The 12772-nt window shown below is 45.3% G+C and carries 10 protein-coding genes; 2 read left to right on the top strand and 8 right to left on the bottom strand.

Features of this window, described 5'->3' with window-relative positions; genetic code table 11:
• Positions 1 to 28: 28 nt before the first annotated feature.
• The 7 genes from L0U88_RS19805 to L0U88_RS19775 all read right to left on the bottom strand — a co-directional run bounded on the left by L0U88_RS19805 (position 29) and on the right by L0U88_RS19775 (position 11511).
• Complete coding sequence (locus L0U88_RS19805) at positions 29 to 709, bottom strand: uracil-DNA glycosylase family protein (protein ID WP_234868465.1); 681 nt, start codon at positions 707 to 709, stop codon at positions 29 to 31.
• A gap of 1 nt (position 710) precedes the next feature.
• Positions 711 to 1352, bottom strand: coding sequence for a response regulator transcription factor (locus L0U88_RS19800; RefSeq protein ID WP_234868463.1), 642 nt, complete (start codon positions 1350 to 1352; stop codon positions 711 to 713).
• The gene (locus L0U88_RS19795) at positions 1349 to 5122 is read right to left on the bottom strand and encodes a PAS domain S-box protein (protein WP_234868461.1); all 3774 of its coding nucleotides are present in this window, start codon (positions 5120 to 5122) and stop codon (positions 1349 to 1351) included. The genes L0U88_RS19800 and L0U88_RS19795 overlap by 4 nt, the downstream gene beginning before the upstream one ends.
• Positions 5123 to 5190: 68 nt before the next feature.
• Complete coding sequence (locus tag L0U88_RS19790; RefSeq protein ID WP_234868460.1) at positions 5191 to 6519, bottom strand: peptidylprolyl isomerase; 1329 nt, start codon at positions 6517 to 6519, stop codon at positions 5191 to 5193.
• Between the two features lie 209 nt (positions 6520 to 6728).
• Positions 6729 to 9731, bottom strand: coding sequence for a translation initiation factor IF-2 (infB, locus tag L0U88_RS19785; protein WP_234868458.1), 3003 nt, complete (start codon positions 9729 to 9731; stop codon positions 6729 to 6731).
• A 50-nt stretch (positions 9732 to 9781) separates the two neighbouring features.
• Positions 9782 to 11029: a transcription termination factor NusA gene (gene nusA, locus L0U88_RS19780; RefSeq protein WP_234868456.1), complete on the bottom strand. Its 1248-nt coding sequence runs from the start codon at positions 11027 to 11029 to the stop codon at positions 9782 to 9784.
• A gap of 11 nt (positions 11030 to 11040) precedes the next feature.
• Complete coding sequence (locus L0U88_RS19775; protein ID WP_234868454.1) at positions 11041 to 11511, bottom strand: LSm family protein; 471 nt, start codon at positions 11509 to 11511, stop codon at positions 11041 to 11043.
• Between the two features lie 180 nt (positions 11512 to 11691).
• Here L0U88_RS19775 and L0U88_RS19770 point away from each other — a divergent pair, with 180 nt between their 5' ends.
• Both L0U88_RS19770 and L0U88_RS20970 read left to right on the top strand, forming a co-directional pair.
• Complete coding sequence (locus L0U88_RS19770; protein ID WP_234868452.1) at positions 11692 to 11961, top strand: hypothetical protein; 270 nt, start codon at positions 11692 to 11694, stop codon at positions 11959 to 11961.
• Positions 11962 to 11966: 5 nt separating this feature from the next.
• Positions 11967 to 12092, top strand: a complete 126-nt coding sequence (locus tag L0U88_RS20970; RefSeq protein ID WP_255723239.1) for a hypothetical protein — start codon at positions 11967 to 11969, stop codon at positions 12090 to 12092.
• 39 nt (positions 12093 to 12131) lie between these two features.
• Here L0U88_RS20970 and L0U88_RS19765 read toward each other — a convergent pair whose 3' ends face one another.
• A complete protein-coding gene (locus L0U88_RS19765) occupies positions 12132 to 12746 on the bottom strand; it encodes an HAD family hydrolase (protein WP_234868450.1) in 615 nt (204 codons plus the stop codon).
• Positions 12747 to 12772: the final 26 nt, after the last annotated feature.

Raw genomic sequence — 12772 nt, 5'->3', positions numbered from 1 at the left:
AACAGAAAATAAGAATGCGAAGCTAGTATTATTTTTTAATGCAATACAAGAGTTCATCCAAATATTGTTGAACGTAGGATTGTTTTGCTGAACGGCGGTATTGCTGGATAAATCGCGGATGAGGCACCACTCTCAGCTCATTGAAAAGCTTGTGTTCATCGTTCAGGGCCTGCAGGAATTTCAGGTTTTTATCACCCCCGATGCAGATGGCTACCGACCTGCGGACACCAAAATCAATTTGGGCTTTTAACTGTTTAAGCGCATAGGGCCTGATCCTTTCCTGAAGCAGCGGATCATCGTAATAATTCAGGTTTTTCCCATCGCGGACGAAACCGATTGGGCTGACAGAGCCCAGGTAAAATTGGCTGAAAAATGCAATGGGGCCTCCATAAGCGGACACCACATCATAAATAAATTCAGCGGAAAGTTCAGAAGAATCCGACCAGGGATGAGGTATACCCAGGAACTGAGCAAGTTGACGGGGAGCTGTAAAATTTACACCGGTTATTCCAGCCCCCATCCGCCCTGGATTTATTCCGATCAGCATTGTACGCTGTTGCTCATCGGAATAATACCTGCTAAAAAACTCCCTGATTACTGCCTGAACAGCGGGGTCTTTATGCGGATAAAGTGGCTGCACACCGGGTGGCAACCTACCCGGTGGCTTAAGCCTGGCAAAGTATTGTATCGCTTTTTCAGCGAAGGTCAATTCAATATAAGCTTGGGTTACTATTGATGAAATTCACGAGCGCAGCCGTATTCTTTAACTTTAGTTTTTTTAGAATATTATGGCGATGAACTTCTACAGTTTTAAGTGAAATATCGAGCTCTGCAGCAATCTCCCGGGAGGAATGTCCTTTTTTGATAAATCCGATGATCTGGATTTCCCGGTCGGTCAAACTCTGGATATCCGGTCCCTGTGGTTCTGTTTCGGTTAATTGTTCCGAAATGATATTTCGGATTTCGTCGCAGATGTACTTATTTCCCTTATCCACCTCCAGGATGGCTTTTACCATTTCCTCGCGACTGCTGTTTTTGGTTACATAACCATGCGCTCCTACCTGAAGCATTTTTCGTGCATAGGCCGGTTGAGAATGCATGGAAACACCTATGATACGAGTTTCAGGACTTACTTTCTTGATCTGTTCAGTAGCATCGAAGCCGCTCATGGGGATCATGTTGATATCCATCAGCACCACATTGGGTTTCTTTTCGGCGGCCACTTTGATGGCTTCATCCGGGTCACCACAATCGGCAATAACTTCAAAACGGTCATCACTTCCAAGAATAAAGCTCCAGGTTTCACGGATAAGTTTGTGGTCGTCAACAATCAGGATTGAGACTTTTTTCATTCTGGTATTGTTTTTTTAGAGGAATAGGGCAAATCTATAACTAAATGACATCCTTTTCCGGGTGCCGTTATAATTTCTACTTTGGCATTAAAGATAGCTGCGCGGCTCATAATGTTCAACATACCGATTCCTTCTTTTTTCCGGGCTGTCTCGAGGTCGAACCCTTTCCCATTGTCTTTGATCTCCAAACGGGTTAATTGCCGGTGATTGGTAATACTGATTAAAAGGTGGCTGGCGTCAGCGTGTTTAAGTACATTATTGGCCTGTTCCTGTATGATCCGAAAAAACATCAACTTTTCTTTGGCCCTCAAACGCTTTTCTATGTTCTTATCGTATTTGAACTCGGCATGTAATTGACGCGACAAGGTGATATTTTCGATGAGGTCGTTAATTGAGGAGATAAGTCCAAGATCGCTCAGGCTTGCCGGCATCAGGGAACGGCTGATTTTCCGGATCTCGTTGATCGCATTCATGATGGTATCCGAACTTCTTTTCAGCATGCTTTCCTGCATGGAAACATCGTTTCGTGCCAATTCAAGAAAGAGTTTTGCCGTGGTTAGCAGCTGGTTCACATTATCATGTAATTCCTTTCCAATTTCCGCACGTTCATTTTCCTGAACGTCCACCACTGCCTGTGCAATCTGCTGTTGTTTGTGAATTTCCTGCTGCAGTAATTTTTCTTCAAGAAGCTTTCGTTCAGTGATGTCTTCTGTTGATCCTATCATACGAATTACTATGCCCTTCTCATCATAGAGACAGTAGCCTTTATCAATCACAAGGGCATAGGTTCCATCTGCTTTCAAAAAACGATATTCTGTCTTGTACAGTCCTTTTTTTTCTCCGTCCAGATATTTTTGAATCAACTTTAATACCCGATCGCGATCCTCCGGATGAATTTTATTCTCCCAGTTTTGCGATGATCCGGTGTAAAACATCGATGGATAACCAAACAGGGTATTAAAACCTTCTCCCCAAAAGGAAACCTGCTCCACCGCATCCCAATCCCAAATGGCTTCATTACTGGCTTTGGTGGCAAGGAGATAACGTTCATTACTAATCCACAATTTCTCTGCTGCCTGTTTGTTTTCAATAATCATGGTCAGCAAATGAGTAAGCCTGCTCAGTACTTCTGTCTCGTCTGTTGATGCGCTACGGGCATCCAGGAAATAAACGGCAAAGGTTCCTAAAATTTCGTTCCTGGTGCTGATCATTGGAATGGACAATGTTGCCCGAATGCCCAGGGATGCAGCACCCTGCCTGGTTGTATCTGCAAGATCTGATGCAGCAACATCAGGAATTTGTACTGGTTTCTTATGAAGTATGGCTCTGCCGCAGGTAGTCAGCTCTGGTTCCAGCGGTGTATTGTTGGTAAAATCCCAGAATAATTTTGGCAGGCTTGGCGCAGCAAGCAGTTCAGCATCTCTCAGGTTGTTTTTAACGATACATACTGCGCAGTAAAACCGGTTGCTGATGGACTCCACTCCCCGAAGCAGGTGATCGGCCATTTTCTGCAAACTGGCCTGTGATCCGGTATGCATTTCAAGCACCTCTTTTTCCAATTGCACCAGCTTCTCCTGTTTTTTGCGATTGGTTACATCTTTAAAATAGATAAACAATCCTTCATCATAGGGGAATGCACTTACATCAAACCATTTTTGCAATGAATCAATGTGTTGTTCATACCGAATGGTTGAATTTTCATTCATGGCGAGCTGAAGCGACTGAAAACTTTGTGAGTCCAGTGCTTCAGGGAAAAGGCTCCACAAATTAGCTCCAACCACCAGGTTGTAATTATGCTGCAGTGCTTCCTGCGCAACTGCATTGAACATAGTTATAATAAAGTTCCGGTCAACCGCAATAAAACCGTCTGTGATACTGTGCAACATTCCGGTAATCCGGTCTGAATAATGCTGCAGGGTTTTTTCGATTTCGATGTATTCAGAAATATTACGCAGACTCACAATTATTCCCTGAATGGTTGGCGTGGCTATTGCCGATGCCGCCTTTAACTCCATCCATATCCAGTGCTGGTCCTTATTTTTAAATTGAATGCGAAGTACGAGATCTGAATCTTTTTGATGGAGTATGGTTTCAATCGCTTTATTAAATACTGTAACCTGTTCAGGATGCACCAGTTCCTGCACTGACCTACCAATCCAATCTGACACAGTATAACCCAATTGCTTTTCGAAACTGGGTGTGGCATTTTCAAGCATCCCGTGTTCAGAAATAATCATTACAACATCCAGGGAGTTTTGAAAAAGCGCTTTAAAACGTTCCTCACTTAAGCGCAGTTTTTCTTCAGAATGCCTGCGTTCGGTAATATCCCGACTATTGGTTTGAATAAAAATAAGTTCTCCGTCCTCCATGATGGGTTTGGAAACTGATTCCAGCCAAACATAGTCGCCATTCTTTTTTCGTAACCGGAATTGAACGGATGGAGATTCAATCCCCTTTTCATTATTATTATGCGCGTCCTGAACAACTGTTGCAGCATCCTCCGGATGAATAAAATCATAGGGTGACCTTCCGATTAGTTCTTCCCGGTCGTATCCCAGAATTGGTTGTATGGAAGGAGAAATATAGATATAGTCGCCATTTGGACGGTGCAGACAAATCAGATCACGGGAATGTTCGGCCAGGAATCTGTATTTGGCTTCACTTTTTGCCAGTTCGAGAGCTGCCTGTTTCTGAACGCGGATATCCTTCGCCGTTACATGAATACCAACCGGTTGACCATTCCGAAAAATTACCCTGGAGTTTATTTCTACCGGAATCCGTTTTCCGGATTTTGAAATGAATTCCGATTCATAAAATGTGTCTGTTGATATACCATTCCTTTTCAGATTTCCCAGTTCAACTGCCTGCTCCAGTCTTTCCGGGGAAAAGAAAACATGTGACCGTTGCCCATTAATTTCCTGCTTATCATATTCCAGCAGGTTTTCTGCCTGCCTGTTAAAGGATTGTACCAAACCATCAAAATCGATGGTATAAATAATATCATGAGCGTTTTCAAACAGATCTCTGTACTGCAACTCGCTTTCCCGGAGATTTTTTTCGAGTTTCTTGGACTGGGTGATATCTGTAATTACGATTATCATTCCGGCGTAGGAATTGTCAGCATACCTAACAGGCATAAAGCGGCACATATACCAGGAATCATCGTTCCAGGAAGGATATTCCACCGAAAATTTTTCCTGACTGATTCTGGCTGTTCTATAAGCGTGCAATAGTTTTTCAGAAACCGGGGGTGGGAAACCGTTTATAACTTCTTCCAATTCCTTTCCAAGAAATCCTGCTGGTGATAGAAAGAGTTTATTAATATCATCTACCCAAAAATTGGCAAATACGCCGTTTTCATCTATTTCAAATACGATATCATGCAAAGAGGATAAGGTTCTTTCAATTTCATGCAAGCGATTTTCAGATTCATTTTTCTCTTGAGGTGGAAAGCCATACCATCTGTAGCCATCATTTGATGATTGTGGTATTACGGTCCAGTAAGCCGGCAATAAGACTCCTGCTTCTTTTCGGATGGAAGCTCTGAAATGAACCGGTTGCCTGGTCTGAGTAGCATGCCGGAGTAAAGCACTTGCATTGGCATCGAGATGCATTAAATCGTCCAGCCGGTTTTTACCGGATTCCAATGCAAAGGAAAGATGTGGTACCAGCGAATCAGAAATATGCAGAACCCTCGACTCCTCATCGGAATACAGCTGGTAATTCAGCTGATCCTGTACAACGGAATGCATGGCAGCGAGGGTGTGCATATTTAAAATTACACAAAAAAAGGTCTGCCCGAGGGCAGACCATCCGCTGATTTCATTAGAATATTGTATTACTGGTTCTTCGTGATGCTGTTCATCCAGATTCCAAGTTGATTACAACTTGAAAATTGAGGATCTATAACCAGGTGAAAAGTCGGGATCTTGCTTTTGAACCATTTGTCTACAGTTTCCATCTTCTTAATTTCCAAAGCGCGATCCGCCACTTTATTATAATCGTCTTTCAGGTTTTCTCTGTGTGGTTCGGTACGGGTTTTCAAAAATATCAACCGAACACCCTTTTTACCTCTTTCATCTGTATAGACCAGCGGCTTACTGATATCGCCGGGATTTAATCCCTTCAGTGCTACAACCAGGTCCTTGTCCAGCTGATCAATAGTACAATAAGAACCCTGACCACATTGTTTCATTCCACCCGTGAATTTTGATTCCTCTGATTCACTGAATTTGGAAACGGCAGCTCCAAAATCATATTTATTTGCAAGCAGGTCGCTGCGAACAGAATCCAATTTTTCTACTGATGTATTTACCTCTGTATCCGTAATAGCAGGAATCCGAAGGATATGCCGAACGGTTGCATCATCACCGGCGCGATTCACCATCTGGATGATATGATACCCGAACTTGGTTTTAAAAACCGGTGAAATCTGTCCTTCCCGCAGGCGAAATGCGTTGCTGATGAAAGTTGGATCCATCTGTCTTTCGGTGCGGTTGATTTGATACATCCCACCGGTATTTTTACTACCCGGATCATCTGTGTATAAACTCGCCAGTGTTTCAAATTTGGCTTTGCCCGATTCTACCTGTTGTTTGTAATCATTCAATTCTTCAATGGCATATAGTTCCAGATCACGGCTGGCCTTAGGATACATAACAATCTCTCCAATTTCAAGTTCACTTTCGTAGAACATAAGACTGTCGGTTGGGATTTTATCAAAATACTCCTTCACTTCGGTAGGGGTAATCTTAATATTGGAGACAATCTTGTTCCGCATCAATTCTGCGAGGCGGCGTTCCCGGAAATTCTGGCGAAAATCTTCTTTGATCTGGTAAACGGTTCTGCCGGCAATTTGCTCCAGGGCTTCCTTGGAACCATACATGGCGATGAACTGCCGAACCTGGTTATCCAGCATACCATCAATTTCTTCCTCACTTACAACCAGGGAGTCTTTTTCAGCCTGTAATACAAGAGCTTTCTGGGCAAGTGCCTGTTCCATAACGAAGCATTCCGCATTCTCCGGAACCTGCTGCCCCTGGCGTTGGGCATCCAAAATGGAGTTTTTGATATCCGATTGCAATATGATCTTGTCACCAACAACCCCGATAATCTTATCCGCCACCACTTTTCGGGTCTGCGCCTGGCTGTTCTGGAAGAACAGCATAGCCACTAGTATTGAACAGAAAATCCGCATAATCTTAATAATCCTATTAAAGTTAACACAGGAGAGCAGCTCCTGTGTTAGTTGATTCATGTTTTAACAAAAAACAAGGAAGTGAGACGTCAAACGTGAGACGTGAGACGTCAGACGTCAGACGTCAGACGTGAGAAGTGGTTTTCGTCTCACATCTCACGTCTCACATCTCACTTTCCTCAGAGGGTGCGTTTTACTTCTTCCTCTTCAATGGCCACGATGGTATCACCCACCTGAACATCGCTGAAGTTTTTCAGTGTTAAACCACACTCGTAGTTATTGTTTACTTCTTTTACGTCGTCTTTAAAGCGTTTCAGGCTGCCCAGTTCCCCAAATGCACCTTCCGTTCTTGGGTAAATAAGTACTCCATCGCGGTAGAGACGCACTTTGCTGTCGCGTTTGATCTTCCCTTCGGTAACAAAACATCCCGCCACAGTAGCCTTGTCGAACTTGTATACTTCGCGCACTTCCACCGTAGCCACTTCTTTCTCCTGCACCTTGGGTTCCAACATACCCTCCATCGCGCTCTTGATTTCTTCAATCGCGTTATAGATGATTGAGTAGGTTTTGATTTCCACACCTTCGTTTTCTGCCAATCGAGCTGCCTGTGAAGATGCCCGAACGTTAAATCCAATCAGGATCGCATCAGAAGCAGTTGCCAGCAATACATCGCTTTCGGTAATCGCACCTACTGCTTTATGTACCACATTCACTGCGATTTCTTCCGTACTCAATTTGATCAGGGAGTCGGAAAGTGCTTCCACAGATCCGTCCACGTCACCTTTGATGATCAGGTTGAGCTGCTTAAAGTTACCCAGTGCCAGACGGCGACCGATTTCATCCAGGGTAATATGCTTCTTGGTACGGATACCCTGTTCGCGCAGGATTTGCGCCCTGCGGTTGGCCACTTCTTTTGCTTCTGATTCATCTTCAAATACGCGGAAGGTTTCACCAGCCTGGGGAGCACCATTCAAACCGAGGATAAGAACCGGTGTAGAAGGCGGAGCTGCTTCGAGTCGCTTGTTCCGTTCATTGAACATCGCTTTAATGCGACCGAAATATTGCCCTGATACTACCAGGTCCCCCTGTTTCAGTGTTCCGTTTTGAACCAAAACAGTAGCCACATAACCTCTACCCTTATCGAGGGAGGCTTCGATTACACTACCATTTGCTTCCCTGTCTGGGTTTGCCTTAAGCTCCAGCAATTCCGCTTCCAGCAGGATTTTTTCCAGCAGAAGGTCCACATTCAAACCGCTTTTCGCACTGAGTTCCTGGCTCTGGAACTTTCCGCCCCATTCTTCTACCAGGATATTCATACCAGCCAGTTGCTCATATATTTTCTGCGGATTGGCTCCGTCCTTATCAATTTTGTTGATCGCGAAAATCATGGGAACGCCTGCCGCCTGTGCGTGCGAGATGGCTTCCTTCGTCTGAGGCATCACCGCATCGTCAGCAGCAATCACAATAACCGCGATATCAGTAACCTTGGCACCGCGGGCACGCATTGCTGTAAACGCTTCGTGACCAGGAGTATCCAGGAAGGCTATTTTTTTCTGGCTAGGAAGGTCCACCGTATAGGCACCTATGTGCTGTGTGATACCACCGGCTTCACCACCAACCACGTTGGCACTTCGGATATAGTCGAGCAAGGAAGTTTTACCATGGTCAACGTGACCCATGATGGTAACAATAGGCGGGCGTGGTTTCAGATCTTCCGGATCGTCTACAATTTCTTCTTCATCCATGGAATCGGCATCATCCACGCCGATGAATTCCACATTATATCCAAACTCACTGGCTACCAGTTCAATTACTTCTGCATCCAGACGCTGGTTGATAGACACCATCATACCCAGTCCCATACATTTTCCAATTACTTCCGCATAACTTACATCCATCAGGGAAGCCAGTTCGCTAACGCTGATGAACTCAGTCACCTGCAGGGTCATGTCTTGTGATTCTGCACCTTCCATTTCCGCCATGCCGGCACGTTTTTCACGGAGACGTCGGGTTTTCATACCGCGACCGCCTTTCTGGGAACCACCGCTTCCGGCCATTTTGGCCTGGGTCTGGCGGATTTTTTCCTGTATTTCTTTCTGATCGATTTCTTTTACTTCACGAGGCTGATTGCGTTGTTGACCACCGCGACCGCCCTGTTGGCCGCCTCTTCCACCTTGTTGGCCGCCCTGGCCGGGTCGCTGGAAGCGATTACCGCCCTGTTGACCACCCTGGCCGCCACGGAAACCACCACCCTGCTGCTGACCACTGGCCTGCTGACGGGTGATATTTTCTCCTTTTTTATCGATCGGGATGCGTTTGCGCTTGCGCTTTTCATCATGACCCGCACCTGCACCAGCAGCAGGACCAGCTGCTTTTGGACGGGTATCGCTGTCCACGGGTAGCTGAATCTTACCCAGGATCTTCGGTCCGGTCAGGCGCTCAGCCTGAATATTTTCAATAGCTGGTGGCAGTTCATTTTCCTCTTCCTGGGTTGCTGGAGCAATTTCAGGGTTTTTAACCTCAGCCGGTTCCTCTGTTTTCACCGCTTCGGGTTTAACTGGTTCTTTAACCGGTTCAGGAGCAGGTTTTTCCGCTACCGGGGCTTTCTCTACCTGCTTTTTAATTGTTTTTTTCGGGCGAGTTGAAGAATCAATGGCAGACAGATCAATCTTGTCAACAATTTTTGGCCCTTCGATAGCCGGACCGCTTGCCTTTGCAGGCTCTTCTTCCACAACCTCAGGCTTTTCAGGCTGAGGTTCCTCTTTGGGACTAACCGGCTCAGGTTGAGCAGCTACTGGTTCCGGAGCAGTTTCTTCTTTTACCTTTTCCTTCGCAGGAGCAGCCACTTCAGGTGCAGGCTCAGGTTCAGCTACAACAGGCTTTTCTGCTGCAGGTTCTGTTTTCTTGGAATCCTTACGAAAAACGAGTTCTTCCTCTTCTTTTTTCTTTTTTTCCTGCACATTGCCTTTGGGCAGGTCGATCTGGTCGCTTTTGATCTTTGCCACTTTATCGCTCTGGAACTCACGCTGGAGGGCATTGTACATGTCTTCCGTGAGTTTGGAAGTGGGCTTCAGTTCATCACGATCAAATCCTTTGCTCACCAGGAAATCCACAAGGGTGTCCTTGCCGATGTTGAATTCCTTGGCGGCGGCCATCAATCTAGGTGTTGTTGTTTCTGCCATTCGTTCTTTTTGCGTCTGCCCCTGCAGACCTTATTTTTCTTGTTCGAAACTTATTCTTTTTCGAACTCAGCCTCGAGGACTTTCTTCACATCTTCGATCGTTTCACGCTCAAGGTCGGTTCTTCTCTCTAATTCGTCAACAGTCAGGTCCAAAACGCTGCGTGCGGTATCACAGCCAATGCGTTTTAATTCATCAATAACCCAAGTTTCAATTTCATCGCTGAATTCATCCAGGTCAATATCGTATTCTTCAGGTTCTCCTTCATTATCCCGGAACACATCGATGGTTAGGCTGGTCAGTTCCTGAGCCAGTTTAATATTAACACCCTTACGTCCGATAGCCAGGGATACCTGGTCGGGTTTCAGGAAAACATTCACATGGTGCTTTTCGTTGTCCAGCTCCATACTGGTGATCTTTGCCGGCGTCAATGCCCGCTGGATCAGGAGTTGCATGTTGGTAGTGTAGTTGATCACATCGATGTTCTCATTCTTGAGTTCGCGAACGATTCCGTGAATCCGGCTGCCCTTCATACCTACGCAGGCACCCACCGGGTCAATGCGATCATCGTAAGACTCAACCGCCACTTTGGCTCTTTCGCCCGGTTCACGGACGATTTTCTTAATAACGATCAAACCATCAAAGATCTCCGGCACTTCAATTTCAAGCAATTTAGCTAAGAAAGACGGACTGGTACGTGATAAAATGATTACGGGTGAATTATTTTTTAATTCCACCTTCTTAACCACGGCCCGGATAGTCTCCCCTTTTTTGAAATAATCCTGAGGGATTTGCTCGCTTTTAGGCAGGATCAGTTCGTTTCCTTCCTCATCCAGGAGCAGGATTTCCTTTTTCCAAACCTGGTAAACTTCCGCATTGATGATCTCTCCAACACGGTCGCCGTATTTTTTAACCAGGACGTTCTTTTTGAGATCGCTGATCCGGCTGGCAAGTGTTTGTTTGGCGGCCAGGATAGCCCGGCGGCCGAAGTCCAGGATTTCGACTGTTTCATACAGCTCTTCCCCAACTTCATAATCTGGTTCAATCTTTACGGCATCGCTGTAGGCGATTTCAGCCAGTGGATCTTCCACTGCGCCATCTTCTACGATCGTCCTTCTCCGAAAAATTTCAAGATCACCCTTTTCTGCGTTTACGATTACATCGAAGTTGTCATCACTTCCGTATTTTTTTCGCAAAAGGGTTTTAAACACATCTTCCACCACTTTCATCATCGTAGGACGATCGATATTCTCCGCCTCTTTAAAATCCTGGAATGCTTCAATCAAATTGATACTTGCCATAGTAGTGTTATTTAGAATACTACCTGAATTTTGGTTTGTTTTATATTGTCAAATAAGAGGGAGTGAGTGATCACTTCCTTTTTTTTGTTTTTCCCTTTTGTTTCTTCCACCACGCAACCATCTTCGGTTACATCCAGCAGTTTACCATTCAACTGGCTGCCATCCTGAAAAGTAATATCTACCATCCGGCCGATATTTTTCCTGTACTGGCGCCAGAGTTTCAGCGGCTCATCCAATCCGGGGGAGGAAACCTCCAGGGAGAAATCGCCTTCCGGAAACCATCCTGCTTCTTCAATTTTCTTATACAGTGCGCGGTTAAAATTCACACAGCGGGCGATGGACATTCCTGAATCTGCATCCAGGAAAACCTTGAAATTGTTGGTGGGCTTGATTCGAACCTCCACCAAAAAACAGTCGGAGTCTCCTTCCAGCAATTCATTCATGAATTGCCCAACCGCCTGTATATATGTTTCATTTGCCACGCTGCCTGGTTTGTGAATTTCGAAAATAGAAGAAGGGAACGCTTCCGTTCCCTTCCTTTGTTTCTTTTTCCGATGCAAATGTACGGTAAAAGGCCTATACAATCCAAATGTGTGGTTCAGGCTGTTGACCGGGGAAGATTAACAAATAAAAACGGCCTGAGATCGTACCTTTGACAGGCTATGTTAAAAACTGTATTATTACTGTTATTGGCGTACATCGCGTATAAGTTTATTTTCGGATTTGTAATTCCTGTTACCCGGGCTACCCGTAATGTGCGTCGCCAGTTCAAGGCTGCCCAGGAAGAAATGGCTGCCCGCATGCAGGAGCAGCAGGGATATGGACCCTATGGCGCCAACCAACAGCGTGCTACAACCGCCAACACCCGCACTGATGCTGCAAAACCCACTTCCAAAGGAGACTATATTGAGTTTGAGGAGGTGAAGGAATAGGAGGAATGGAAGAGGGAGGAACGGAAGAGGGACAAAGAAGGCCGGAGACGGGAGACAAGGGAGACGGGAAGAATGGAAGAGGGAGGAATGGAAGAGGGAAGAATGGAAGATTGGTTCATGAACCAATCTGACATCTCACGTCTGACGTCTCACTTCTCACGTTTCACTTTTCACATCCCCAGATCCAGCACCGTTTCCCCGTTTGTCAGGAAAATCCCTTTCATACCTACCTTTTGAGCGCCCTCGATATTGGTTTTGGTATCGTCGATAAAGATAGCGGTTGCCGGATTGATATTCGCATCTCTGATCAGTGCCTCAAAGGCTTCCACATAAGGTTTGCGTTTCCCAAGGAGATGAGAATAATAGGCTTTTTCGAAATGAAGATCAAAGGGTTTGCCTGGAAATTCGGCACTGAATTTTAACTGAAACGCTTCGTGGTGAATGCTGTTCGTATTGCTGAACAAAAATACCCGGTACCGGTTTTCCAGGCTGCGAAGCCATTCAATTCTTTCAGGAGGAAAATCCAGCAACATGGCATTCCAGGCAGTGGTAATCATTTCATCATCCACATCAAGACCGGTTTCTTTCCGGAAATACGTGAAAAATTCCTGCTCCGACACTACCCCTGTTTCCAGCTGCTCAAACAGAGGAGAGGCTTTATACTGTGAAAAATATTGATGAAAATTAGTTAGCCCGATGGATTCGAATGCTTTTTCCGTGGCTTCAAAGCTGATATTCAACAACACGCCACCCAAATCCAGGATAATGGTTTCTATCTTTTCCATAGCCTAAAGGTACAACATATGATTTT

It is taken from the genome of Flavihumibacter fluminis (genome assembly GCF_021491375.1).
GTDB classification, from domain to species: Bacteria; Bacteroidota; Bacteroidia; order Chitinophagales; family Chitinophagaceae; genus Flavihumibacter; species Flavihumibacter fluminis.
The sequence above is the reverse complement of the archived record's forward strand: the minus strand, read 5'-3'. Positions and strand labels throughout refer to the sequence as shown.